The 25,259-nt window shown below is 70.0% G+C and carries 23 protein-coding genes; 17 read left to right on the top strand and 6 right to left on the bottom strand.

The annotated features are described in order from the left end of the window. Positions 1-4: 4 nt before the first annotated feature. The gene (locus G9Q37_RS19975; protein WP_166230077.1) at positions 5-400 is read right to left on the bottom strand and encodes a DUF4148 domain-containing protein; all 396 of its coding nucleotides are present in this window, start codon (positions 398-400) and stop codon (positions 5-7) included. Positions 401-671: 271 nt separating this feature from the next. Here G9Q37_RS19975 and queE point away from each other — a divergent pair, with 271 nt between their 5' ends. Beyond that, a complete protein-coding gene (queE, locus tag G9Q37_RS19980) occupies positions 672-1,304 on the top strand; it encodes a 7-carboxy-7-deazaguanine synthase (RefSeq protein WP_166230079.1) in 633 nt (210 codons plus the stop codon). 8 nt (positions 1,305-1,312) lie between these two features. Beyond that, positions 1,313-1,675: a 6-carboxytetrahydropterin synthase gene (locus G9Q37_RS19985; protein ID WP_166230081.1), complete on the top strand. Its 363-nt coding sequence runs from the start codon at positions 1,313-1,315 to the stop codon at positions 1,673-1,675. A 15-nt stretch (positions 1,676-1,690) separates the two neighbouring features. Here the strand turns inward: G9Q37_RS19985 and G9Q37_RS19990 are convergent, their stop codons facing one another. Continuing rightward, positions 1,691-1,888, bottom strand: a complete 198-nt coding sequence (locus G9Q37_RS19990; protein ID WP_166230083.1) for a hypothetical protein — start codon at positions 1,886-1,888, stop codon at positions 1,691-1,693. A 165-nt stretch (positions 1,889-2,053) separates the two neighbouring features. On the opposite strand from G9Q37_RS19990, the gene G9Q37_RS19995 reads away from it, so the two are divergent. The 8 genes from G9Q37_RS19995 to G9Q37_RS20030 all read left to right on the top strand — a co-directional run bounded on the left by G9Q37_RS19995 (position 2,054) and on the right by G9Q37_RS20030 (position 8,966). Continuing rightward, complete coding sequence (locus tag G9Q37_RS19995) at positions 2,054-2,503, top strand: SRPBCC family protein (RefSeq protein ID WP_166230085.1); 450 nt, start codon at positions 2,054-2,056, stop codon at positions 2,501-2,503. Between the two features lie 42 nt (positions 2,504-2,545). Next, the gene (locus tag G9Q37_RS20000; RefSeq protein ID WP_166230086.1) at positions 2,546-3,253 is read left to right on the top strand and encodes a TetR/AcrR family transcriptional regulator; all 708 of its coding nucleotides are present in this window, start codon (positions 2,546-2,548) and stop codon (positions 3,251-3,253) included. A gap of 75 nt (positions 3,254-3,328) precedes the next feature. Then, on the top strand, positions 3,329-3,862 hold the full coding sequence (locus G9Q37_RS20005) for a TRAP transporter small permease (RefSeq protein WP_240936442.1): 534 nt from the start codon (positions 3,329-3,331) through the stop codon (positions 3,860-3,862). Beyond that, a complete protein-coding gene (locus G9Q37_RS20010; protein WP_166230088.1) occupies positions 3,859-5,139 on the top strand; it encodes a TRAP transporter large permease subunit in 1,281 nt (426 codons plus the stop codon). The genes G9Q37_RS20005 and G9Q37_RS20010 overlap by 4 nt, the downstream gene beginning before the upstream one ends. Positions 5,140-5,173: 34 nt before the next feature. Further along, a complete protein-coding gene (locus G9Q37_RS20015) occupies positions 5,174-6,181 on the top strand; it encodes a TRAP transporter substrate-binding protein (protein ID WP_166230089.1) in 1,008 nt (335 codons plus the stop codon). 7 nt (positions 6,182-6,188) lie between these two features. Continuing rightward, positions 6,189-7,064, top strand: coding sequence for a shikimate dehydrogenase family protein (locus G9Q37_RS20020; RefSeq protein ID WP_166230091.1), 876 nt, complete (start codon positions 6,189-6,191; stop codon positions 7,062-7,064). A gap of 61 nt (positions 7,065-7,125) precedes the next feature. After that, entirely contained in the window at positions 7,126-8,064 is a 939-nt protein-coding gene (locus G9Q37_RS20025; RefSeq protein ID WP_166230093.1) for a VOC family protein, read from the top strand. After that, positions 8,061-8,966 carry a sugar phosphate isomerase/epimerase family protein gene (locus tag G9Q37_RS20030; protein ID WP_166230095.1) on the top strand — a complete coding sequence of 302 codons (906 nt, stop codon included), beginning with the start codon at positions 8,061-8,063 and terminating at the stop codon, positions 8,964-8,966. The genes G9Q37_RS20025 and G9Q37_RS20030 overlap by 4 nt, the downstream gene beginning before the upstream one ends. Before the next feature lie 4 nt (positions 8,967-8,970). On the opposite strand, the gene G9Q37_RS20035 is transcribed toward G9Q37_RS20030, so the two are convergent. From G9Q37_RS20035 to G9Q37_RS20050, 4 genes are read right to left on the bottom strand one after another with little or no spacing between them, the layout of a single operon-like run. Continuing rightward, the gene (locus G9Q37_RS20035) at positions 8,971-10,272 is read right to left on the bottom strand and encodes a TRAP transporter large permease (RefSeq protein ID WP_166230097.1); all 1,302 of its coding nucleotides are present in this window, start codon (positions 10,270-10,272) and stop codon (positions 8,971-8,973) included. Then, complete coding sequence (locus G9Q37_RS20040; protein ID WP_240936443.1) at positions 10,269-10,763, bottom strand: TRAP transporter small permease; 495 nt, start codon at positions 10,761-10,763, stop codon at positions 10,269-10,271. Before G9Q37_RS20040 ends, G9Q37_RS20035 begins: the two co-directional genes overlap by 4 nt. Further along, positions 10,760-11,752 (bottom strand): TRAP transporter substrate-binding protein DctP, encoded by a 993-nt coding sequence (gene dctP, locus G9Q37_RS20045; protein ID WP_166230099.1) that lies wholly within the window; start codon positions 11,750-11,752, stop codon positions 10,760-10,762. Before dctP ends, G9Q37_RS20040 begins: the two co-directional genes overlap by 4 nt. A 59-nt stretch (positions 11,753-11,811) precedes the next feature. Further along, complete coding sequence (locus tag G9Q37_RS20050) at positions 11,812-12,267, bottom strand: type II 3-dehydroquinate dehydratase (protein WP_166230101.1); 456 nt, start codon at positions 12,265-12,267, stop codon at positions 11,812-11,814. A 70-nt stretch (positions 12,268-12,337) separates the two neighbouring features. Here G9Q37_RS20050 and G9Q37_RS20055 point away from each other — a divergent pair, with 70 nt between their 5' ends. The 7 genes from G9Q37_RS20055 (at position 12,338) to G9Q37_RS20085 (ending at position 25,208) form a co-directional block, all read left to right on the top strand. Further along, positions 12,338-13,132 (top strand): IclR family transcriptional regulator, encoded by a 795-nt coding sequence (locus G9Q37_RS20055; RefSeq protein WP_166230103.1) that lies wholly within the window; start codon positions 12,338-12,340, stop codon positions 13,130-13,132. 2 nt (positions 13,133-13,134) lie between these two features. Continuing rightward, positions 13,135-13,827 (top strand): MgtC/SapB family protein, encoded by a 693-nt coding sequence (locus G9Q37_RS20060; protein WP_166230105.1) that lies wholly within the window; start codon positions 13,135-13,137, stop codon positions 13,825-13,827. Positions 13,828-14,209: 382 nt separating this feature from the next. Continuing rightward, positions 14,210-15,415 (top strand): methylamine utilization protein MauJ, encoded by a 1,206-nt coding sequence (mauJ, locus tag G9Q37_RS20065; RefSeq protein WP_166230107.1) that lies wholly within the window; start codon positions 14,210-14,212, stop codon positions 15,413-15,415. 485 nt (positions 15,416-15,900) lie between these two features. Then, positions 15,901-17,112 (top strand): glycosyltransferase, encoded by a 1,212-nt coding sequence (locus G9Q37_RS20070; RefSeq protein ID WP_166230109.1) that lies wholly within the window; start codon positions 15,901-15,903, stop codon positions 17,110-17,112. Then, positions 17,097-17,486, top strand: a complete 390-nt coding sequence (locus G9Q37_RS20075; RefSeq protein ID WP_166230111.1) for a response regulator — start codon at positions 17,097-17,099, stop codon at positions 17,484-17,486. Before G9Q37_RS20070 ends, G9Q37_RS20075 begins: the two co-directional genes overlap by 16 nt. 196 nt (positions 17,487-17,682) lie before the next feature. Next, positions 17,683-24,024, top strand: coding sequence for a PAS-domain containing protein (locus G9Q37_RS20080; protein WP_166230113.1), 6,342 nt, complete (start codon positions 17,683-17,685; stop codon positions 24,022-24,024). Continuing rightward, positions 24,021-25,208 (top strand): sensor histidine kinase, encoded by a 1,188-nt coding sequence (locus G9Q37_RS20085; protein WP_166230115.1) that lies wholly within the window; start codon positions 24,021-24,023, stop codon positions 25,206-25,208. The genes G9Q37_RS20080 and G9Q37_RS20085 overlap by 4 nt, the downstream gene beginning before the upstream one ends. The last annotated feature ends 51 nt before the right edge of the window (positions 25,209-25,259 follow it).

Raw genomic sequence — 25,259 nt, forward strand, 5'->3', positions numbered from 1 at the left:
ACGCTCAGTTGGCGCGCACTTGCGAAGCGCTGGCGGCCGACTGGCTGGTCACGGCGTTCTGGCCGGCGATGCGGATCTGCTCGGCTTGCGCGGCGGTGGGCACCGGCAGGATCTCGCCCTGGGCGACCAGGCCCAGGCGGTAGGCCTCGGCGGCTTCGGCCTGCACCTGCGCGCGGCTCAGGCCGCTGGCCACCACGGTGGCTTGCGCCTGGGCGGGGCTGGCTTCGCCGCGGGCGATCACGTCGGCCTTGTAGGCCGGGGCGACTTGCGCTTGCACTTCGGCGCGGGTCAGTTGCGACTGGAAGTTGAAGACTTCATTGCCTTCGATCGGGCCTTCGGCGAAAGCGGCGCCGGCGGTCAGGGCGATGGCGAGGGGGAGGGCGATGCGGGCGGTTTTCATGGTGATTCCTTTGAAGGGGTGACGGCGGAACGGCTTGAAGTGGAGGTCTGTCAGATGCCGTCGTGTGTCTGGCATGGGCTCAACTTTAGGGTTTACCCGGATATCGAAAAACCACCGCACCGGCAACGCACTGTTGCTGAAACGGAAATGGTTGAGGTGTGCCGACCGCGATCGCTGCGTTCGCCGGAACGCCGGCCTGGGGGAACGGGTGGGGGGTATCGGCCTTGCCCAATGCGGAGACTGCCGGTTTTGCTCCGGGAGGGCGGCTCGCATGGCCTACAGCGTCAAGGAAATTTTCTATACCCTGCAAGGCGAGGGCATGAACGCGGGGCGGCCCGCCGTGTTCTGCCGCTTCGCGGGCTGCAACCTGTGGTCGGGCCGCGAGGCCGACCGGGCCCGGGCCATCTGCCGTTTCTGCGACACCGATTTCGTCGGGGTCGACGGCACCGGCGGCGGGCGTTTCGGCAGCGCGCGGCTGTTGGCCGAGGCCGTGAAGGCGCAGTGGCCCGCGACATCGGGCCAGCCGCTGGTGGTGCTCACAGGCGGCGAGCCGCTGCTGCAGGTCGACCGGCCGCTGATCGACGCGCTGCACGCCCAGGGCCTGGAGATCGCCGTGGAAACCAATGGCACGGTGCGCGCGCCGCGCGGCATCGACTGGCTCTGCGTGAGCCCCAAGCACGGCAGCGAGCTGCTGCAGCGCAGTGGCGACGAACTCAAGGTGGTGGTGCCCCAGGTGGGCCTGGACCTCGACGCTCTGGTGCAACTGCCCTTCGACCACCACTTGGTGCAGGCCATGGACGGGCCGCTGCAGGCGGTGCACCTGCGGCTGGCGCGCGCGCTGTGCCTGCGCGATCCGCGCTGGCGCCTGAGCGTGCAACTGCACAAGCTGCTGGGCATCCGGTGAGGCCGGCCATGTCCATCGAGCTGAGCCAGCGCTTCTTCTTCGACGCCGCGCACACGCTGGAGCGCGCCCACGACAGCGCGCCGAGCCGGCGCGTGCACGGCCACACCTACCACGCCACCGTGGCCGTGGGCCCGGCCGGCCCGCTCGACGCCGGCATGGTGGTCGACCTCGCGCTGCTGCGCGCGGCGATCGCCAGCGTGCGCGAGCGGCTCGACCACCACCTGCTCGACGAGGTGCCCGGCCTGGGCCGGCCCACGCTCGAGAACCTGTGCCGCTTTGTGTTCGACCACATGGCCGACCCGCGCTGGACGGTGCAATGGGTGCAGGTGGAGCGGCCCGCGAGCGGCGACGCCTGCCGGCTGGGCCGCTGAGCCCGCGGCCCGCGCTCAGCGCGCCTGCGCCAGCGCGTGCCGGAACACGCCCATCACCAGCTCGTCCATGGTGAGCCGGCCGAGCTCGTCGCGCTCGGCGTCGCCCGGCCGCACCAGCGGCATGGCCTCGTGGATGGTGTTGTCGGGGCAGACCCGGAAAGCCGCGCCCGCGGCCTGCAGCCTGCGCGCCGAGTCGAGCATGAGATCGGCCACGGCCTGGCGGTCGCCGCGCTCGAGCGCCGCAACGCAGTCGGCCAGCGAGGCGCCGTGCAGCGCGATCTGATGAACGGCTGTCCATCGCGGCGAGACCGAATCGTCGTCAGGGGCATGGCCACAATGGCCATCGCCCGATCCCTTCAGACCCCCAGGAGAACCGCCATGCCCACCGGAACCGTCCGCCTCCACCGTGTGCTCACCGCGCCGCCGCAGCGCGTGTTCCGCGCTTTCGTCGAACCTGCGGCCCTGTGCCGCTGGCTGCCGCCCTATGGCTTCACGGCCGAGGTGCACCACATGGACGCGCGCGCCGGCGGCAGCCACCGCATGTCCTTCACCAACTTCGGCACCGGCCACACGCACGCCTTCGGCGGCGAGTACCTGGAGTTCGTGCCCGGCGAGCGGCTGCGCTACACCGACCGCTTCGACGACCCCAATCTGCCGGGCCAGATGCAGGTGACGGTGAGCTTCAAGGCCGTGTCCTGCGGCACCGCGCTCGAGGTGGTGCAGGAAGGCATTCCCGAGGCCATCCCCACCGAGATGTGCTACCTGGGCTGGCAGGAATCGCTCGAACAGCTCGCGAAGCTGGTGCAGCCCGAGATCTCCAACGGCTGAGCGAACGGCCGGTGGGGCGGTGGCGCGTCCTATACTGGCCAAATGAACGAACCGGTACATCGCAAACGCCCCACGCCCGCCCGCGCGCCCAAGGCGGCGGCGCGCAGCACCGGCGGCACGGGCCGCACGGGTCGCACCAATGACCCGGAACGCACCCAGGCCAACATCCTCGAGGTCGCCGAGATCGAGTTCGGCGAGAAGGGGCTTGCGGGCGCGCGCATCGACGAGATCGCCGAGGCCACGCAGACCTCCAAGCGCATGATCTATTACTACTTCGGCAGCAAGGAGGGCCTGTACCTCGCGGTGCTCGAAGAGGCCTACCGGCGCGTGCGCGAAGTCGAGGGCGAGCTGCACCTCGAAGACCTCGAGCCCGAAGACGCGCTGCGCCGCCTGGTGGCCTTCACCTTCGACCACCACCTGCACCACGAGAGCTACATCCGCCTCGTGATGGCCGAGAACATCAACCGCGGCGAGTTCCTCGCGCAGAGCCCGCGCATCCAGGAGCTCAACGTGCCCGCGATCGCGGCGATCAAGCGGCTCTACGAACGCGGCGTCAAGAGCGGCGTGTTCCGCAAGGGCCTGGACCCGGTGGACATCCACGCCTCGATCTCGGCGCTGAGCTTCTTCAACGTCTCCAACCGCCACACCTTCGGGCTGATCTTCAAGCTCGACCTGCTCTCGCCCGCCTACATCGCCCAGCGGCGCGAGAACGTGGTGGAGATGGTGGTGCGCTTCGTGCGAAAACCCTAGTGGAAGGTCCTAGGGTTTACCCGCGCATAGAAAACTAACCAGTTCGTACAAAATCGATCACAGGAGACGAATCCCGTGATCGACAAACTCATCGATGCCCTCTGCCGCGCCTTCAGCTGGCTCATGGTGGCCTGCATGGCGCTCATGGTCTGCATGGTGTTCGGCAACGTGGTGCTGCGTTACGGCTTCAATGCCGGCATCACCGTGTCGGAAGAGCTCTCGCGCTGGCTCTTCGTCTGGATGACCTTCCTGGGTGCGGTGGTGGGCCTGCACCGCCGCGCGCACCTGGGCACCGACATGCTGCTCGCCGCGCTCAAGCCCGCGGGCCAGAAGGTCTGCTTCATCCTCGCGCACCTGCTCATGCTGTTCATCAGCGTGCTCATGGTGCAGGGCGCCTGGGCGCAGACCGTGATCAACCTGGGCACCACCAGCGCGGCCATGGAGGTGCCGGTGGCCGGGCTCTACGCCTCGGGCGTGGTGTTCTCGGTGCTGGCGACCGTGGTGCTGCTCAACAACCTGTGGCGCCTGCTCACCGGCCGCCTGCATCCCTCTGAACTCATCGGCGTGCGCGAGTCGGAAGACCAGCCCACGGCGCAGGAGCGGCCATGACCATCACCATCTTTCTGGTGGCACTGCTCGGGGCCATGGCCCTGGGCGTGCCCATCGCGTTCTCGCTGCTGGTCTCGGGCGTGGCCCTGATGTGGCACCTGAACATGTTCGATCCGCAGATCCTGGCGCAGAACGTGATCGAGGGCGCCAACAGCTTCCCGCTGCTGGCCGTGCCCTTCTTCATGCTCGCGGGCGAGATCATGAACGCGGGCGGCCTGTCGCGGCGCATCGTGAACCTGGCCATCACGCTCGTGGGCCACGTGCGCGGCGGCCTGGGCTACGTGGGCATCATGGCCGCGGTGATGATGGCCGCGCTCTCGGGCTCGGCCGTGGCCGACGCGGCCGCGCTGTCGGCGCTGCTGCTGCCCATGATGAAGCGCGCCGGCTACAACCCCGCGCGCTCGGCCGGCCTGCTGTCGGCGGCGTCCATCCTCGCGCCCATCATTCCGCCCAGCATCGGCTTCGTGATCTTCGGCGTCGCGGCCAACGTGTCGATCTCGCGCCTGTTCATGGCCGGCATCGCGCCGGGCATCATGCTGGGCGCGGCGCTGTGGCTCACCTGGTGGTGGCTGGTGCGCCACGACAAGATCGAGGCCACGCCGCGCGCCAGCCTGGCCGAGGTGCGCGCCGCGCTCAAGGACGCGCTGCTGGCGCTGGGCCTGCCGGTGATCGTGGTGGTGGGGCTGAAGTTCGGCGTGTTCACGCCCACCGAGGCCGCCGTGGTGGCCGCCGTGTACGCGCTGATCATTTCGCTGTTCGTCTACCGCGAGCTCAAGATTCCGCAACTGGGCGAGGTCTTCCTCAGCGCGGCGCAGACCACCGCGGTCGTGATGTTCCTGGTGGCTGCCGCCATGGTCTCGGCCTGGATGATCACCGTGGCCAACCTGCCCGGCGAGCTCATCGCGCTGCTGCAGCCGCTGCTCGACAGCCCCACGCTGCTGCTGATCGCGATCATGGTCATCACCATGCTGGTGGGCACGGCCATGGACATGACGCCCACCATCCTGATCCTCACGCCGGTGTTCATGCCGCTGGTGAAGGCGGCGGGCATCGATCCGGTGTACTTCGGCGTGCTGTTCATGATCAACAACGCCATCGGCCTCATCACCCCGCCCGTGGGCACGGTGCTCAGCACCGTGGCCGGCGTGGGCAAGGTGAGCATGGACGCGGTCACCAAGGGTGTTTGGCCCTTCATGGCGGTGCAGTTCGCGCTCATGTTCCTGTTCGTGCTGTTCCCCTCGCTCATCACCGTGCCCGCCCGCTGGTTCTACGGCTGAACCGGCCATCACCGACCACCCCTGGAGACGACCCATGAAACGCCACTTCCTCAAGACCACGATCGCCGCGCTGGCCCTGGCCGCCATCGGCCTGGCCGGCAGCGCGCACGCGCAGAGCCGCAACATCAAGTTCGTGAACCAGAACGCCAAGGGCCATCCCATCGTGATGGGCATGGACAAGTTCGCCGAGATCGTGGACGCGAAATCGGGCGGCAAGATCAAGGTCACGGTGTTCCCGGGCGGCGCCCTGGGCAGCGACCAGGCCAACGTGTCGGCGCTGCAGGGCGGCTCGATCGAGATGGCCTCGATGAACTCGGGCATCTTCGCGAGCCTGGTCAAGGAGTTCGCGGTCTACGACTTTCCCTTCCTGTTCGCCAACGCGCGCGAGGCCGACGCCGTGGTCGACGGCGCCTTCGGCAAGTCGCTGCACGCCAAGCTCGAAGAGAAAGGCCTGGTGGGCCTGGGCTACTACGAACTGGGCTTTCGCCACATCTCCAACAGCAAGCGCCCCATCACCAAGGTCGAAGACATCGCGGGCCTGAAGCTGCGCGTGATCCCCAACCCGATCAACATCGACTGGGTGAACGCGCTGGGCGCCAACCCCACGCCGCTGCCTTTCCCCGAGCTCTACGCCGCGCTGGAGCAAAAGGCGGTGGACGGCCAGGAGAACCCCGTGGCCACCATCAACGGCGCCAAGCTCTACGAGGTGCAGAAGCACCTGGCGCTCACGAGCCACCAGTACAACCCGCAGTCCATCGTGGTGAGCAAGAAGTTCTGGGACGGCCTGTCGGCCGACGAGAAGAAGCTGCTGCAGGACGCGGCCAACGAGTCCATCAAGTACCAGCGCGAGCAGTCGCGCGCGGCGGCCGCGGGCATCCTCGATCAGCTCAAGAAGGCCGGCATGCAGGTCACCGAGCTGCCGCCGGCCGAGGTGGCCAAGCTGCGCGACAAGATGAAGCCCGTGATCGCCAAGCATTCGGCCGCGGTGGGCGAGGCCACGGTGCAGTCGCTCATGGCCGAGCTCGACAAACTGCGCAAGTAAGCCCCGCATGAACGCTCGCCTGCCCGCGGCGGGCCGCATCGACGGCCACACCGAGTTGATCGTGCACCTGGGCTACCCCACGCACAGCTTCAAGGCGCCGCTGATCTACAACCCGTACTTCGCGGCCGCGAACATCAACGCCGTGGTGGTGCCCATGGCCTGCCGCGGTCCGGCGCTGCCGGGGCTGCTGCCCGCGTTGTTCGGTCTCGACAACGTGCGCGGCGCGCTCATCACCATGCCGCTGAAGGTGAGCGTGATGGCGCTGCTCGACACGGTGTCGCCCACCGCGCGCGTGGCCGGCGCCTGCAACGCGGTGCGGCGCGACGCCGGGGGCCGCCTGGTGGGCGACATGTTCGATGGCGAAGGCTTCGTGCGCGGCCTGCTGCGCAAGGGCCTGGTGCTCGCCGGCGCCTCGGCGCTGGTGGTGGGCAGCGGCGGTGTGGGCTCGGCCATCGCGGCCTCGCTCGCGGCCGCGGGCGTGCAGCGGCTCGCGCTGTTCGATGTGAACCCCGCCGCGGCGGCGGGCCTGGCCGCGCGCCTGCGCACCGAGTACCCGGCGCTGCAGGTGGGCACCGGCGAGCGCGACCCCGCGGGCCACGACCTGGTGGTCAACGCCACGCCGCTGGGCATGGAGCCCGGCGACCCGCTGCCGGTGGACGTGCAACGCCTCGATCCGCGCACCTTCGTCGGCGAGGTGGTGATGCGCCAGCGCATGACCGCCTTCCTGAGCGCCGCGCAGGCGCGCGGCTGCCGCGTGCAGGTGGGCTCGGACATGCTGTTCGAGCAGATCCCCGCCTACCTCGACTTCTTCGGCTTTCCCACCACCACGGCCGAACACCTGCGCGAACTCGCGTGGCTCGAACCGCAGGAGGACAAACCATGAGCGCCGCCGGGCCGTTCCCAAGGCGCTCAGCCCCGCAGTGCGCAGCACGGAGGACCTTCCAATGAGCGCCTGGCTGCTCGACCCCGCCCCCGCCCCCGCCCGTGAGCCGCTGCAGGCCTCGCACAGCGACGCGCACAACCCGATCGGCCTCGACGGCATCGAGTTCATCGAATACACCACGCTCAAGCCCCAGGCCCTGGGCCAGGTGCTTGAGATGATGGGCTTCCAGCCTGTGGCGCGGCACCGCTCGCGCGAGGTGCTGCTGTACCGCCAGGGCGGCCTGAACATCGTGGTGAACGCCAACCCGGTGGACGCGCTGGGCGCGGCCCACGGCGGTCCGCAGCCCGTGATCGGCGCCGTGGGCCTGCGCGTGCGCGACGCGCGCGCCGCGCGCGAGTACGTGCTCTCGCGCGGCGGCTGGGAGGTGCCCACCCACCCCGAGGCCATGGAGCTCAACATCCCCGCGATCCACGGCGTGGGCGGCAGCCGCCTGCACCTGATCGACCGCTGGCGCGACTTCTCCATCTACGACGTCGACTTCGTGCCCATCCCCGGCGTGGAGCGCCAGCCGCCCGCGCTGTTCCCGCTGCGCTTCTTCGGCCTGGTGCAGTACATCGGCCTGGCGCGCAGCCCCGACTGGACCGCCTTCTACGAAACCCTGCTGGGCGCCACGCCCATTCCCGACGAGCAGCGCTTCGGCATCATGCCCGCCGGCCAGCTCATGCGCGTGCCCGCGCAGCAGCCCGCCAACGGCTTCCTGCTGCAGCTGGTGGAGCCCGCGGTGGACGCGCTCGACGGCGACGCCGAGCGCGAGAGCTGGCAGCGCATCGGCCTGGGTGTGCCCGACGTGCTCGCCGCGGTGCGCACGCTGCGCGCGCGCGGCGTGGAATTCGTCGAGTCCGAGGCCGCGCACTCGGGCCAGCGCGGCGCCATCACCAAGGCCTACCTGGGCAGCGTGGTGTTCGAACTGGTGCAGGACCCGCTCGCCGCACAGCCATGAACCACAGCCGCAGCATCGAAGAAGCCGTGCGCGGCTTCGGCATGGACACCATCACGCTCGCGGGCCCGCTCAAGGCCAAGCTGCAGGCCATGCGCGAAGCGGGCTTCAGCCAGGTAATGCTCAAGGCCAACGACCTCGTGGGCCACCCCGAGGGCTGGCAGGCCGCGGTGCGCGAGGTGCGCGAGAGCGGCCTGCGCGGCACGGGCTTTCAGGTGCTGCGCGATTTCGAGGGCCTCTCGGGCCACCTGCACGAGTACAAGCTCGACATCGCCAAGACCATGTTGCAGATGTGCGCCGCGCTCGGCAGCAAGGTGCTGCTGGTGTGCTCGTCCACCTCGGCCCACGCCTCGCAAGACCTCGACCACCACGCGCGCGACCTGCGCAAGCTCGCGATGCTCGCGCTGCCGCTGGGCATTCGCATCGCCTACGAAGGCCTTTCGTGGGGCCGCACGGTGAACGAATACACCACCGCCTGGGACGTGGTCTGCCGCGCCGACTGCCCCAACCTGGGCATCGGTCTCGACTCCTTCCACATGCTCGCGGCCAAGACCCCGCTCGACGCGCTGGCCGACATCGACCCCGACAAGATCTTTCTCGTGCAGCTCTCGGACTTCCTGTGGCAGGAGGCGCGCACCTTCGAGGAGCGCATGACCACGGCGCGCACGTACCGTGTGTTCCCGGGCGAGGGCGTGCACACGCCGCAGATCATCGAACTGGTGCAGGCCCTGGACCGCATGGGCTATGTGGGCGACCACAGCTTCGAGGTCTTCAACGACGACTACCAGCAGATGCCGCTGCCCATGGTGTGCGAGCGCGCGCGCCGCTCGGCGCTCTGGCTGGCCGAGGACGTGCTGCGGCGCTCGCTGCCGCTGCCCGGTCAGCTGCGGCTGCGCACGGCCTGAGGCTTCAGCCCGTGTAGCCCGCGAGGCGCGGCAGCCAGAGCACGAAGTCGGGCCAGAAGGTGGTGATGCCCAGGGCCACGAGCATCACGCCCAGGAAGGGCAGGCACTCGCGCACCAGCGCGCCCATGGGCACCTCGGCGATCTTGGTCATCATGAACAGCAGCAGGCCATAAGGCGGCGTGACCAGGCCGATCATGACGTTGAGCACCGCCACCACGCCGAAGTGCACCGGGTCCACGCCCAGCGCCACGGCCGTGGGCAGCAGCACCGGCAGGATCACCAGGATGATGGTCGAGCCCTCGAGGAAGGCGCCCAGCACCAGCAGCAAGAGATTGGCCAGCAGCAGGAAGCTCACCGGTGACAGGTCCAGCCCCCGCATCAGCGTGCTCAGCGAGGCCGGGATGTTCTCGGAGGTGATCACGAAGTTGAACACCGTAGCGCCCGCGATCAGGATGCCGATGGAGATGCTGGTGCGCGCGCTCTGCTGCAGCGATTCGTACACGTCGCGCAGCGACAGGCTGCGGTAGTAGAAGGCCGCGATCAGCAGCGCGTAGGCGGCGGCCACGCCCGCGGCCTCGGTGGGCGTGGTGATGCCGCTGTAGAGGCAGCCGAGCAGCAGCACCGGCATCATCAGCGCGGGCAGGGCCGCGCGCGTCACGCGCGGCAGCTCGCGCAGGGGCGTCGGCTCTTCCACCGGAAAGCGGCGCGTGCGCGCCTGGTGGTGGATCAGGGCCATCTGCACCGCGCCCAGCAGCAGGCCGGGCAGCACGCCGGCCAGGAACAGGTAGCCGATGGAGGTGCCCGACACCAGCGCGTACAGCACCAGCGGAATGGACGGCGGCAGGATGGGCCCGATGACCGCCGACACCGCGGTGAGCGCCGCCGCGAAGGCCGGCGGGTAGCGGCCGTCGCGCGTCATCATGGCCTGCATGAGCTTGCCCGAGCCCGCCGCGTCGGCCAGCGCCGAGCCCGACATGCTCGCGAACACCACGCTCTGCAGCACGTTCACCTGCGCCAGCCCGCCGGGGAAGCGCCCCACCAGCGCGTTGCACCAGCGCAGCAGGCGGTCGAGCACGCTGCCCGAGCTCATGAGGCTGGCGGCCAGGATGAACAGCGGAATGGCCAGCAGCAGGTAGCTCGAATACGTGCTGTTGAGCAACTGCTCGGCCGCGCTGCCCATGTCCATGCCCTTGAGCCACAGGTACAGGATGGAGCCGCCGATCATGGCCTGGCCGATGGGCACGCCGAGCAGGCTCAGCAGCACGATGGCGGCCAGCGCCATCGAAAAGGGACTGGTGGGGTTCACAGCGAACCTATGTGGGTCGAGGCCTCGGCGTCGCGTCCGCGCAGCGCGTTGAACACCAGCCACAGGTGGCGCGCGATGACCGCAACCGCGAACAGCAGGTAGACCGAGTACAGCCAGTTGAAGGGGATCTTGAGGTACGAGGTTTTCTCGACCTTCATGAAGCTCACGTAGTCCCAGGTGGCGGGCAGCGCGAGCGCGAACAGCAGTACCGTGGCGATGGAGCCCAGCGAGGCCAGCACGCGCTGCGTGCGCCGGCCGAACAGCGCGCGCAGCAGGTCGATGCGGATCTCTTCGGCGTCGCGCAGCACGAAGGCCGCGCCCCAGAGGATCAGCCACAGCCAGGCCACGAGCGAGATCTCGGCGGTCCAGCCCACCGGCAGATCGAACAGGTAGCGCAGCGCGATCTGTAGGATGAAGGCGAGGAAGATCACCGCAAGCAGGGCGGCCGCAACCGCCTCCGCCGCGCGCGCCAGCAGCGCAATGGCCTTCACTTGATCGCCGCGATCTTGTCGAGCACGCCCGGCGCCCAGGCCTTGGCCTCGTCGGAGGCCAGGTAGATTTTCTGCGCGTGCTCACGGAAAGCCGCGATGTTGGGCGTGTACACGTCCAGCCCCTGGCGGCGCAGGCCCTCGGCCAGCTCGGCCTCGCGCTTGACGTGCTCGCCCGCGCTCCAGGCCATGGCCTTGTCGGCCGCGGCCTGGAAGGCGCGCTGCTTGTCGGCCGGCATGGCCTGCCAGGTCTTGAGGTTGAGCGTGAGCAGGTCGAAGCTCACCAGGTGCGAGGTCAGCACCACCTGTCCCATGACCTCGTAGAACTTCATGTTCTGCACGTTGGGCAGCGGGTTGTCCTGGCCGTCCACGGTGCCGGTCTGCAGGCCGGTGTAGGTCTCGGCATAGGCCAGCGGCGTGGGATTGGCGCCGAGCGAGCGGCCCAGCAGCTGCCAGGCGTCGCCCGCGGGCATGCGCAGCTTCACGCCGGCGAGGTCGGCCGGCACATTGACCTTCTTCTTGCCGCGCAGGCCCACGTGGCGCGTGCCGAAGAAGGTCGGCCCGAGGATCTTCACGCGCAGCTGGTCTTCCACCTGCTTCTTCATCTGCGCGCCCAGATCGCTCGCGAAGAAGGCCGAGAGGTGGTTGGCGTCGCGGAACAGGTAGGCCGAGGTCAGCACCGACCACGCCGGCACCTGCTTGGCGATGTCCTGCGGCGCGATGTTGCCCATCTCGAGGTTGTCGCGCTGCAGCGCCACCAGCTCGGTGCCCTGGCGGAACAGCGTGGCGTTGAGGTGCGGCTCGATGACGTGATCGGGCGCGATGTCGGCGCTCAGGCGCTTGATCATCTCGGCGCGGATGTCGGTGTCGGAAAACACCGCGGCAAAGCGCAGTTTGGTCTGGGCGCGGGCCAGGCCCGGCACCAGCGCGGCGGCGGCCAGGCCGGCGCCCACGCACAGGGCGGTGCGGCGATCGATGACAGCAGGCTTCATGGTGGGTGTCTCCGTGTGGTTGTGGTGGGGGAACAGAAAAACGGGGCGGCCTTGTATCGTCAAGCGGCGGGCGCGGCTTCGCGCAGGCGCTGTGCAATGGCGTGCAGCGCGAGCTCGTAGCCGATCGGGCCCAGGCCGCAGATCACGCCCGTGGCGCCGATGGCCGTCACCGACTGCTGGTACATCGGCTCGCGGCGGTGCAGGTTGGTGATGTGCACCTCGACCACGGGCAGGTCCAGCGTCTTGAGCGCGTCCAGCAGCGGGATGGAGCGAAACGACAGGCCCGCGGGGTTGATCACCACGGCCGCGCCCGCGGCGCGCGCTTCCTGTACCCAGTCGACCAGCACGCCCTCGTGGTTCGATTGCCGGAACACGCAGCCCAGCCCGAGTTCGGCCGCAAGCGCGGTGCAGCGCTGCTCCACCTGCGCGAGCGTGGTGTGGCCGTAGAGGTGCGGCTCGCGGATGCCCAACAGGTTGAGGTTGGGGCCATTGAGGATGTGGACGCTTGGCTTCATGATGGGGGCGATTTTTGGGTCGCCGCAGGAAACACTTTCCGAACTGGAAACTCTTTTCGATATACGAAAAATGAACCTCGCCCTGGACCGCGGCCTCTCGCTGCTCGAACACCTGGCCCGCCACCCCGACGGCCTGCCGCTCGCGCTGATGGCCGAAGAGCTCGACATTCCCCTGAGCGCCTGCCACCGCCTGCTATCGGATCTGCAGCACCGCGGCTACGTGCGGCAGAAGCGCAAGCAGGGCGACTACCAGCTCACCACCAAGGTGGTGTCGATCGGCCTGGGCTACCTGAGTCACGGCGGGCTGGTCGACATTGCGGGCCCCCTGCTCGAGCGGCTCGCGCAGCAATCGGGCGAACTGGTGCGGCTCTCGATCGTGGACGACGACCGCCTGACCTTCGTGGCCAAGGCCCAGGGCGAGCGCCAGCAGGGCGTGCGCTACGACCCCGACATGGGCGCGGACGTGTGGCTGTCGTGCTCGGCCTCGGGCCATGCGTGGCTGGCCACGCTGAGCGACGAGCGCGCGGTGGCGCTGGTGGCGCGCCAGGGCTATGGCAGCACGCGCGACTTCGGCCCCAAGGCGCCCACCACCATCAAGGCCCTGCTGGGCTTTCTGCACGCCGCGCGCGTGCGCGGCTACGCCATGATCGACGAGGTGTTTGCGCCGGGCATGTGCGCCATGGCCGCGCCGGTGCTGCGGCGCCAGCAGTGCATCGGCGTGATCAGCATCGCGGGCCCGCGCTCGCGCCTGGGGCCTGCGGCCATGCAGGCCCTGGCACCGTCCTTGCTGGCGGCTGCCGCTGAACTCGGGCCCGTGAGCAATGCCTCGGGCCTGTTCGGTCGACCGCCCCTGGGCAAAGGATGAACATGAACCCCCTGTACCTCGAAGTGGCCGTGCACCTGCTGAGTGCGATGGTGGCGGGCGGCCTGATCGGCCTGGAGCGCAGCTACCACGGCCGCCCCGCGGGCTTTCGCACGCACACGCTGGTGTGCCTGGCGTCGAGCCTGCTGATGCTGGTGACGGTGTACCAGGGCTACTGGTTCGGCGGCGAAGCCGCCAAGGGCCAGGTGACCATGGACCCGACGCGCATGGCGCAGGGCATCATGACCGGCATCGGTTTCCTGGGCGCCGGCGTGATCTTCAAAGAGGGCCTGTCGGTGCGCGGCCTGACCACCGCGGCCTCGATCTGGGTGACGGCGGCCATCGGCGTGCTGATGGGCGTGGGCTTTTACTTCGCGGGCGTGCTCGCCACGGTGCTCACGCTCGGGGTGCTGGTGGTGTTCCACCGCATCGAGCAGCGCCTGCCCACGCACATCTATGCGCAGCTCAACGTGCGCTTCGGCCGCGAGCAGGCCATGCTCGAAGCCGAGCTGCGGCAACTGCTCACCGAGCACGGCTTCTCGATCGCCAACCTGAGCTACCGGCTCGAAGACGGCGATGCCTTCGAGTACCGGATGATGGTGCGCACGCGCAAGCCCGAGCAACTCGCGGTGCTGGCGCGCAGCCTGAGCGGCTTGAAGGCGGTGCAGCAGTTCCGGTTGTCGCCGACGGGGGATTGAGCGGCTTGTGCGCTGGCCGCTTCGGGCGTGTCAGGGCGGTGGCGGTGGCCGGGGTGGCTTCGGTGCGGCGCCCCTCGCTGCGCGAGGGGTTCCCTGCGATGCTCGGGCGTCCGGCCCGGCGGCAGAACTCGCTGCGCGCCCTTCGGCCGCTCCGCTCAAACAGCTGCCGCCAATCAGATGACCAAGCGCGCTGCGCGCGCGGGCCGGCCACCCTGCGCTTCTCGGCGCCGCACAGGCGCCACCCCGGCCACCGCCACCGCCCTGACAAGAGAGGGGTGAGCGTTCGGGTGGCGGGAATGGCGGAAACGTTGGATATAACGAACAGCGGTCTTCGACTGGGAGCGGACGTTGATAACCAGCAGCTTTCAAGTAGGCTCACCACATGCCTGCGATCGGATCACTTACGTTCTCCTTCGATGAAGGGTTTGACTCTGGCGTCGCGCTACTGCTGGTCAAAGCTCCGACTGAGGCAGTATCTGGCGCGTACGGACGTTGCTACGTGCAGGCCGCACCTGACTCTCCGCACGTTGTTTGTAGATTCAGCGGGGCGACGAATGAAGAAGAAGCAATCTCTAGAGGAACAGTGATTGCGCAAGAGGCGCTGGACATGCTCTCTGTGCTTGGGCGTGGCGATCTTGTCACTCGAGATGCGCAAGACGAACACATTGCTTGGTGGTGCTCTTCGGGCCGCAACTGTGTTTCTTTGGTGTCGACAGCCACGTTCACTCTCAAGGCAGGACCCATAGAGATCACAGTCAGAGACGCAGACGGGAATGTTGTCCCGCCAGTCCGCGTTGCGCCTACGCACCATCTGGCGTTTCGCTTCTATCGACTCGCGCAGGCGTCTGACGATCTGTACGACGCCTACCGCAACATGTATTTGGCGTTTGAGAGTCTGTTGTCGAGCAGGTATCCGAAGGGCCGGGGGCAGGAGATCAATTGGCTTCGGGCCTCCATGGCATCTGCGGCTACGGATCTCGATTTGGCCTCTCTGGTGCCAGCAACCGCTACGGACCCAGTACAGCACTTCCTCCATACGGTCTACGAAGGGGCGCGCCTTCCGCTGTTCCACGCGAAAGACGGTCGCGCGTACTTCGCTCCCGCCGAAGGCCAAAGTGATCGACTTGCGGTTGAAGCCGCGCTAATCATGCTCACCCAGGTGGTGCTGCGTATGGCCGACAAATGGCATGCTGCAAGACGCCTCTCCAGCTGGGTCAATCTCAAGCTCATAGAAGACCAGAACAGGACGCTATTCGATGGTTCGCAGTTCTACTATGTGGACGATCCGTCAGTCGATTTGAAGAAGGAGCCTGATCACGCTTCACTTGCCGGAGGGGTCGCCTTTCCGGCGATCTTTATGGACAACTTCGCGGGTCAAACTCGACACAATTTAGTCGGTCAGGTTGACACCGCACTGCTCGCGTCTCGAGGTCGATTACAGGCAGTTTTTCTAGGTCGTGATGGATACCCCCTCATTGGGTTCAATCCGGATACATCGATCGACATGACTGGCTTTCATCAACTGAATGTCCGCCTGTTCATTCGCGGACGGAACGGCGGGCAGCCTCGCTACCTCTTTCCTAGATGACCCCATCAACTGACCGAAACCGAGGCATCCAGGCACTTGATCCCCACCCTTACGCCCTAGGTGACCGCTTGCTGAATCGCCAATGGCCAAACTGAATGTCAGCCAAGTGCCCAAAGCAGACTCGCCATCTCTTCTCTTCGCACCGCACCCCCACCATGCTCGCTGTGCCAGGGGTGGGCGCTGTGGCGGGGTGGCGCCTGTGCCGTGCCGAGAAGCGCAGGACGATCGGCCCGCGCGCGCAGCGCGCTTCGTGATCTGACTGGCGGCAGCTGTTTGAGCGGAGCGGCCGAAGGGCGCGCAGCGAGTTCTGCCGCCGGGCCGGTCGTCCGAGCATCGCAGGGAACCCCGCAGGGGCACGGCACCGAAGCCGCCCCGCCACAGCGCCTGCCCCTGGCACCCGCCGGCGTGAAACCCCCCACCGCCCTGAAACCCCACCGACACCCACCCGTCACACAAACGTCGCACGCGCCCCCTAGCCTGCGCCCATGCAGCAGGTCGACCTCGTTTACTTCAACGCCGGCGGCGGCCACCGCGCTTCCGCGCTCGCCTTGCAGGCCGTGCTCAAGGAGCAGGCCCGCCCGTGGAACGTGCGCCTGGTCAACCTGTTCGAGGTGCTCGACCCCCAGGGCCGCTTCCGCCAGCTCACCGGCATGGCCCCCGAAGACTGGTACAACCGCCGCCTCGCGCGCGGCTGGACCCTGGGCATGGCGCAAGAACTCAAGCTGCTGCAGGCGCTGATCCGCGTTTCGCACCCCACGCTCACGCGCCGCCTCGCCGCCCACTGGCGCAGCACCCGGCCCGACCTCGTCGTCTCGCTCATCCCCAACTTCAACCGCGCAATGTGCGCCGCGCTCGCGCAGGCCCGGCCCGGTGTGCCCTACGCCACCGTGCTCACCGACCTCGCCGACCACCCGCCGCACTTCTGGATCGAACCCGGCCAGCCCCAGCACGTCGTCTGCGGCACGCCGCGCGCGGTGCAGCAGGCCCTGGCCGCGGGCCACCCGCCCGGGCGGGTGCACGCCACCAGCGGCATGATCCTGCGGCCCGATTTCTACCGACCGCCTGTGGCCGACCGCGCCGCCGCGCGACGCGCCCTCGGGCTCGATCCCGATCGCCCCACCGGCCTGGTGCTGTTCGGCGGCCACGGCTCGCGCGCCATGCTCACCCTCGCGCGGCAACTGCCCGGCGTGCAGCTCATCCTCATCTGCGGCCACAACGCGGCGCTGGCGCGGCGGCTGCAGGCCCTGCCCGCGCCCGCCCCGCGCCACGTGGTGGGCTTCACCACCGAGGTGCCGCAGCTCATGGACCTGGCCGATTTCTTCATTGGCAAGCCCGGCCCCGGCAGCGTGAGCGAAGCGGTGCAGCGCGGCCTGCCGGTGATCGTGGTCGACAACGCCTGGACCATGCCGCAGGAGCGCTACAACCCGCAGTGGGTGCTCGAACACGGCCTGGGCCTGGTGGCGCGCAGCCACCGCGGCATCGGCGCCGCCGTGGCCGCGCTGATGGCCGATCTGCCGGCCTTCCGGGCGCGCGTGGGCGCGCGCCGCAACCGGGCGTTGTACGAGGTGCCGCAGCTGCTGGCGGGGCTGCTGGCCGGGGATCCGGCGGGGGCGGAGATGGGGGAGCGGGCGCGGCCCGCGTACAGTTCGGGTTTTGCGCCCGAATGCCCCCTGGAGCCCGAATGTCCACCCGCGTGATGATGGTCGACGACAACGACAGCGACCTGCTCTACACCCGCGTCACGCTGCAACGCTGCGGCGAACCCTGCGAAGTCCTGGCCTTCGAGCGCGCCCAGGACGCCCTGGACCACCTGGGCCGGCCCGACCACGGCGTGGCCCTGATCCTGCTCGACATCAACATGCCCGTGATGGACGGCTTTGCCTTCCTCGACGCCTTCGAGGCGCTGCCGCCCGCGCAGCGCGGCGGGGCCTCGGTGGTCATGCTGTCGTCCTCGTCCGACCCGGCCGACCGCGAGCGCGCCCAGGCCTACCAGAGCGTCACGGGCTACCTCATCAAGCCGCTCGACCGCGGCGAAGCGGCCGCGCTGCTGCGCCGCACCGCCGGCCATTGAGCCCGGGGCGCCGCACGGCGCCTGGCCGGCGTATTTGGGCCGGCTCCACCCTTCATTTCTGCGCGGCGCTGCCGAATCAGGCCGGTAGCATCGCGTGTGCTGGCCCCGTCGCGGGCGCTCGCACCGCACCGGTCGCTGCCCGCAGCCGCCGGACCGTTGAACCCACGCGGGCCCGCGGGCCCGGGAGCCGCAGGAATTGAACAAGGGCTGGCGCCAGACGCCGCGTGGCCGGGCCTGGATGGCCTGGGGCCTGGGGGTGATGCTCAGCGCCGTCGTCGCGGGCTGGGCGCACCTCGATTGGCGCTCGCGCGTGCAGGAACGGCTCGAGAGCGACACCACCGAGGTGGTGCAGCGCATCGAAGACCGGCTGCGCCTGTACGAGTACGGCCTGCGCGGCGCGCGCGGCGCGATCGCCGCGGCCGGCGGCGCCGACATCCGGCGCCGCGCCTTCGAGGCCTACGTCGGCACGCGCGACTTCGCCACCGAATTCCCGGGCGCGCGCGGTTTTGGCTTCATCCGCCGCGTGCCGGCCGATCGCCTGACCGAGTTCGAGATCGCCATGCGCGCCGACGGCCAGCCCTCGTTCCGGGTGCGCCAGTTCGACGCCCACGAGGGCGACCGCATGGTGGTGCAGTACCTGTACCCCACCCAGGAAAACCTGGGCGGGCCGGGGCTGGACATCGGCTCCGAACCGTTGCGCCGGGAGACCGCGATGGCCGCGGCCCAGACCGGGCGCGCCCGCCTGACGCCGCCGGTGGCGCTCGACCTCGGGGTGGACCGCTCGCGCCGCGGCCTGCTGCTGCTGGTGCCGGTCTACCGCGCCGATCCGGGCTCCGACCCCCAGGCCCGCTGGAGCGAAACCGTGGGCTGGGTGTACGCGCCCCTGGTGTTCGACGAGGTGCTGTCGCAGCTCGGCCCGCGCGCGCACGAGGTGCAGATCGAGCTCACCGACGGCGCCGACCTCTCGCCCTTCCACCAGCGCAATGGCACGGGCGCGGTGGTGCCCGGTTTCGAGCACGCCGTGGCGCTCTCGGTGCACGGCCGCCAGTGGACCGTGCGCACGCGGGCCACCACCGCGCTGGTCGACGGCGTGGCCGGCGCACCGCCGCTCACCGTGTTCGCCTACGGCGTGCTGCTGGTCAGCGCGCTGGCCGCGGCGCTGTACCTGTGGATCGTGGGCCAGCGCGACGAGGCGGCCCTCACCCCCGAACGCGCCCGGACCGGCGAGCCGCGGTCGGCCGCCGCGCGCGCGCCCGTGGGCCTGTGGAACTTCTTCCGCAGCACGCTGTTTCGCCGCAGCCTGCTGCTCAGCGCGCTGGTGCTCACGCTCTGGGCCTTCGTGGGTTACCGCGTCGAGCTCGGCCAGGCCGTGACCGAACGCCAGCGCGTGCTCGACGACAGCGCGCGCGGCTTTGCCAATGCCACGCAGGCGCAGCAGGCCTATCGCCGCCGTTCGCTGAGCTTCATCGCCGGCGCGCCCGCGGTCAGTGACGCGCTGCGGGCGCTCGACCACGGCGGCATCGACCCGCGCGGCCGCGCGGCGCAGGCGCAATGGGAGGCGCGGCTGCAGCAGTTCTTCGTCGGCTTCCTCGAGACCACGCCCGATGTGTACCTGGTGCGCCTGGTGTCGCTGGCCGACGGCGGGCGCGAGCTGGTGCGCGTGCAGCGCAACGACAGCGGCGTGCACGTGGTGCCGCACACCATGCTCGAGCAGCACGACAGCCTGCGCGACCTGCGCGACGCACAACGGCTCGGGCCGGGGCAGGTGTACACCTCGGACCTGGCGCTGCACCGCGAGGGCGGCCAGGTGGCCGTGCCGCACCGCGCCGCCATGCGTTACGCCACGCCGGTGTTCAACGAGGCCAACCAGCCCGTGGCCCTGGTGGTGATGCACGTGGACCGCGACCGGGTGGCCCAGCAGTTCCCCGCGCGACCGCCGGCCGGCGCCTCGGTCTCGGTGACCAATGCCGCGGGCGACTACGTGCACCACCGCGATCCCGCGCGCCAGTTCGGCTTCGACCTGGGCAAGCCGCGCCGCTGGCAGGACGACCACGAGCGCGTGCCGCCGTACCGCGAGGGCGGCGCGCCGCGCTGGTCCGACGCCGCGGACGGCGTGCTGCTGGTGGGCATCGCCGAGGCGCGCGCCAATCCCGAGACCGACATCGGCCTGCTGCGCTTTCACGTCTCGCTGCCCCAGCGCGAGGTCGAGGCCCAGGCCTGGGCCGGCCTGCGCCACCGCCTGCCCTACCTGGCGGCGGCGCTGCTCGCGGGCCAGGTGGTGCTGTACCTGTACTGGGTGAGCGTGCGCCGGCGCGAGGAAGCGCGCCGCCAGCGCCTGCGGCTCGCCGCCATCGTGGAGCAGACCAGCGACGCCATCATCGGCCTCGACAACGACGGCGCCATCACATCGTGGAACCGCGGGGCGCAGGTGCTGTTCGGCTACAGCGCCGAGGAGGCCGTGGGCCGCACGCTCGAATCGCTGGTGGTGCCGCCCGACGACGAGGGCGCCGAGGTGGAGGTGCAGGGCGAGCAGGGCGCGGGCGACGCGCCGCACATGGAGCGCTGGCTGCGCACGCGCGACGGCCGCCGCGTCGAGGTCTCGATCACGCTGTCACCCATCTTCGCGCCCGACGGCAGTGCCGCGGGCGCCGCGGCGATCGTGCGCGACATCACCGACGAACGCGCCGCGCAGCGCGAGGTGATCCTGCTCAACGAAAGCCTGGAACAGCAGGTGCGCGAGCGCACCGCGAGCCTGTCGCACGAGCGCCAGCGGCTCGAGAACATCATCCGCGGCACCAACGCCGGCACCTGGGAGTGGAACGTGCAGACCGGCGAGCGCCGCTACAACGCGCGCTGGGCCGAGATGCTGGGCCACACGCTGGCCGAGGTCGAGGCCTTGGGCCCCAACATCTGGCACCAGCTGGTGCACCCCGAAGACAAGGACCGCTCGAGCGCCGAGCTCAACCGCCACTTCGCGGGCGAGATCGACCTCTACGAGTGCGAGCTGCGCATGCGCCACCGCGATGGCCACTGGGTCTGGATCCTGGACCGCGGCCGCGTGAACAGCTGGACCGACGACCACCAGCCGCTGTGGATGTACGGCACGCACCGCGACATCACGGCCGCCAAGGAGGCCCAGCAGCGCCTGGCCGCGAGCGAGGCGCTGCTCAACCGCACCGGCCGCGTGGCCGGCGTGGGCGGCTGGCAGTTCGACCTCAAGGCCTGGACGGTGGTGTGGACGCCGCAGATGTACGCCATGCACGAGCTCGCGCCCGACCACCCGATCGAGCCCTCGATGCCGCTGCGCTTCTACGAAGGCGAGGCGCGCCGCACGCTGCTGCAGGCCCTGCGGCTGGCGCGCAAGGAGGGCGAACCCTTCGACGTCGAGGTGCAGTTCACCACCGCGCGCGGCAACCCGCGGCGCGTGCGCCTGGTGGGCGAGCCGATCTACGACGAGACCATGACGGTCTCGCAGATCGTGGGCGCGATGCAGGACGTGACCGAGCGCCACCTGATGGAAGCCGAGCTGCTGCGCATCAACGCGCTGCAGCACAGCATCCTCGAACACATGCCCTGCGCGCTCAGCGCCTTCGACGCCGACCTGCGCCTGGTGGCCTGGAACACCGAGTTCGTGAGCCTGCTCGGCCTGGGCGCGCTGTTCGCGCGCGGCGTGCCGAGCTACGAAGAGATCATGCGCTTCAACGCCCTGCGCGGCGAGTACGGCCCGTGCGACGTGGAGGTCATGGTGGCGCAGCTGGTCGAGCGCGCGCGCCACCCGGTGGCGCACCGCTTCGAGCGCGTGCGCCCCGACGGCACGCCGATCGAGGTGCGTGGCACGCCCATGCCGGGCGGCGGCTTCGTCACCACCTACATGGACATGAGCGAGCGCAAGCGCGCCGAGCAGAACGTGGCGCGCAGCGAGGCCCTGCTGCGCGGCGCCATCGACACGGTGGACGAGGCCTTCGTCATCTACGACCCCGACGACCGCCTGCTGCTGTGCAACGACAAATACCGCGAGCTCTACGCGCTGGTGATCGACAAGCTCCAGCCCGGCACGCCGTTCGAGGACATCATCCGCGCCAGCCATGCGCGCAGCCAGATCGTCGACATGGACGGCCTGGGCGAAGGCGCCGACTGGGTCGAGCACCGCATCGAGCTGCACCGCGCGGGCAACAGCGCCTTCGTGCAGCGCCTGCGCGGCGGCCGCGTGGTGCGCATGCTCGAGAACCGCATGCCCGACGGCCACACCGTGGGTTTCTGCATCGACATCACCGACCTCGTGGCCGCCACCGATGCGGCCGAGGCGGCGTCGCGCGCCAAGGGCGAGTTCCTGGCCAACATGAGCCACGAGATCCGCACGCCGCTGCACGCCATCATCGGCCTGTCGCACCTCATGGGCGACACGCCGCTGACCGCGCGCCAGCAGCAGTTGCTGGCCAAGTCGCAGATGGCGAGCCAGTCGCTGCTGGGCATCGTCAACGACGTGCTCGACATGGCCAAGATCGAGGCCGGCGCGCTCACGCTCGAAGAAGCGCCCTTCGCGCCCGCGTCACTGCTCGCCGAGCTCGACGCCGTGTTCCGCCAGCAGGCCGAGACCAAGGGCCTGAAGCTGCTGGTGCAGGGCGACGCCAGCCTGCCCGCGCAAGTGCGCGGCGATGCGCTGCGGCTGCGCCAGATCCTCACCAACCTGCTGGGCAACGCGCTCAAGTTCACGGCCGAAGGCGGCATCGACGTGCGGCTGCGTGCCGAAGCGGCCGGGCCCGGCGGGGTGCGCCTGCTCGGCGAGGTGATCGACAGCGGCGAAGGCATTCCGCCCGAGGTGCAGGCGCGCCTGTTCCAGCCTTTCTCCCAAGCCGACGCCTCGACCTCGCGCCGCCACGGCGGCACCGGCCTGGGCCTGTCCATCGTGCGCCGCCTGGTCGAGCTCATGCAGGGGCGCATCGGTGTGGAGAGCACACCGGGCCAGGGCAGCCGCTTCTGGTTCGAGGTGCTCATGCACGCCGACAGCGCGCTGCCCGCACCGGGCAGCGCCGCGCTCGAGGTGCTGGTGGTCGACGACGTGGCCGGTGAGCGCCAGGCCCTGGTCGACATGGCGCGCGCCTTCGGCTGGCGCACCGAATCGTGCGAATCGGCCGAGGCCATGCTGGCCTGGGCCGAGCGCCGCGTGGCCCAGGGCCAGCCGCTGCCCGATGCGATGCTGGTCGACTGGCAGCTGCAGAACGAACACGGCGAGGGCATGGACGGCCTGCAGGCCCTGGCCGCGCTGGCCGAGCGCTTCGGCCTCGAACGCCTGCCGGCCGCGCTCATGGTCTCGGCCAGCGAACGCGAGCGCGTGGCCCGCGAAGACCGCCTGCGCCTGGCCGACGACATCCTCACCAAGCCCGTGAACGCCTCGGTGCTGTTCAACGCGGTGCACCAGGGCGTGGTGGCGCGCCACGGCCACAGCGGGCGCGTGCTGCAGTCGCAGCGCGCGCCGCAGGCGCCGCAGGGGCAACGGCTCGCGGGCGCGCGCCTGCTGGTGGTCGACGACAGCGAGATCAACCAGGAGATCGCCATGCACATGCTGCTGCGCGAAGGCGCGCAGGTGTTCCTGGCCGGCAACGGCCGCGAGGCCCTGGCCGTGCTGCGCGACGATCCCGCTGGCTTCGACGTGGTGCTGATGGACGTGCAGATGCCCGAGCTCGACGGCCTGCAGGCCACGCGCCAGATGCGCGAGGACGATGCGCTGCGCGAACTGCCCGTGATCGCGCTCACCGCGGGCGCGCTCGCCGAGGAGCGGCGCCGCGCCATGGAAGCCGGCATGGACCGTTTCCTCACCAAGCCGCTCGACCCCGAGCAGCTGATGGCCACGGTGGGCGAGCTGCTCGACCTGCGCGGCGTGGTGCGCCAGGCGGCCCCGGCCGCGGCCAGCGCGAACGCGCCGGCGCTGGCCAGCGACTGGCCCACCATCGATGGCATCGACGCCGAACAGGCCGCGCGCCGCCTCGGCAGCGACCAGGGCCTGCTGCGCCGCAGCCTGCGCCGCCTGATCGACGAGTTCGGCGCGCTTGCCGACGAGACCCTGCCCGACAACCTGCCCGACGTGGAGCGCCAGCGCCTGGCCGCGCGCGTGCACAAGCTGCGCGGCGGCGCCGGCCTGATCGCCGCCGACGCGCTGCACCGGCGCGCCGGCACACTGGAGAACGCGCTGCGCGACGGCGCCACCACGCTCGCGCTGGCCGAGCCCTGGCAGGCCATGCAGGCGGCGCTGCGCCGCCTCATGCTGGCCGCCGGCCACTGGCTGCAGCAAAGCGAACCGACCACCCAACCCGCGGCCGACGTGGCGCCAGCCGACGACGCGGCCGTGGCCAGCCTGCACGCGCTGCTCGACCAGCACGACCTCGAGGCCCTGAGCCACTTCGAGACCCAGCGCGGCCCGCTGCAGGCGCGGCTGGGTTCGCCGCGCTTCGGCGAACTCGCCGAACGCATCGAGGCGCTGGACTTCGGCGCCGCGGCGGCGCTGCTCGGCGCCGAACTCTCGGGCGGAGGGACCCCATGAACGACGCGGTTCTGCCCGACATCCTCATCGTCGACGACGACCCCGGCATGGTGCAGGCGCTGGCCAAGGTGCTGCGCCCGCTGGGCCGGCTGCGCTTTGCCACCCACGGCCACGACGCGCTGCGCCGCATCGCCGAAAGCGTGCCCGACCTGGTGCTGCTCGACGCGCAGATGCCCGGACTCTCGGGCTTCGAGGTGCTCGACGCCATCAAGGCCGATCCGGTGCTCGCGGGCCTGCCCGTGATCATGGTCACCAGCCACGCCGAGGCCGATTTCGAGCAGGCGGGCCTCGACAAGGGCGCGGCCGACTTCATCGCCAAGCCCATCCACCCCGCGATCGTGCAGGCCCGCGCGCGCACCCAGCTGCGCCTGAAGCAGGCCAACGACCAGCTCAAGCAGATGTCGGCCATGGACCGCTTCAAGCTCGCGGTGGCGGTGGAAGACCTGCGCGAAAGCCACGACCGCCTGCAGCGCACCGCCGACCAGCTGCGCCAGGCCAACGAAAGCCTGGTGCAGTTCGTGCGCATCGCCTCGCACGACCTGCGCGAGCCGCTCAACACCATCGCGCAGTTCGTGGGCCTGATCGACGAAGACCACGGCGCGCTGCTGCCGCCCGACGCGCACCAGTACATGCGCCTGGTGCTGCGCGCCAGCGAGCGCATGCGCACCCTGCTCGACGACGTGGTGCGCTACGCGCGGCTGCAGGGCGGGGAGCCCGAGCGCCCGGTCGAGGTGGCGCTGGACCGTGTGCTCGCCGAGCTGCGCGACGCGCTTGCGGCGCGCGTGGCGGCCACCAACGCCGAGCTCACGATCGAGCCGCTGCCCGTGGTCATGGGCCACCCCAACCTGCTCGCGCTGCTGTTCCAGAACCTGCTCACCAACGCCATGAAGTTCGTGCCGCGCGAGCGCACGCCGCGCGTGCACGTGAGCGCCAGCGCGCGCGAGGGCTGGGCCACGGTGCGCGTGCAGGACAACGGCCTGGGCATCGCGCCCGAGCACCTGGGCCGGCTGTTCCAGCCCTTCCAGCGCCTGCACCTCAAGAGCGAATACGAGGGCACCGGCCTGGGCCTGGCGCTGGCGCGCCAGATCGCCGAAGCGCATGGCGGCGGCATCGTGGCGCAGAGCGAGCCCGGGCAGGGCGCGTGCTTCGTGGTGTCGCTGCCACTGGCCACGCCGGCCACCTGATTGATACCAGAGCAAGGTATGCTGCCGCGGCGCGAGGCAACGGCATGATCG

Source organism: Hydrogenophaga crocea, assembly GCF_011388215.1.
Classification (GTDB): Bacteria; Pseudomonadota; Gammaproteobacteria; order Burkholderiales; family Burkholderiaceae_C; genus Hydrogenophaga; species Hydrogenophaga crocea.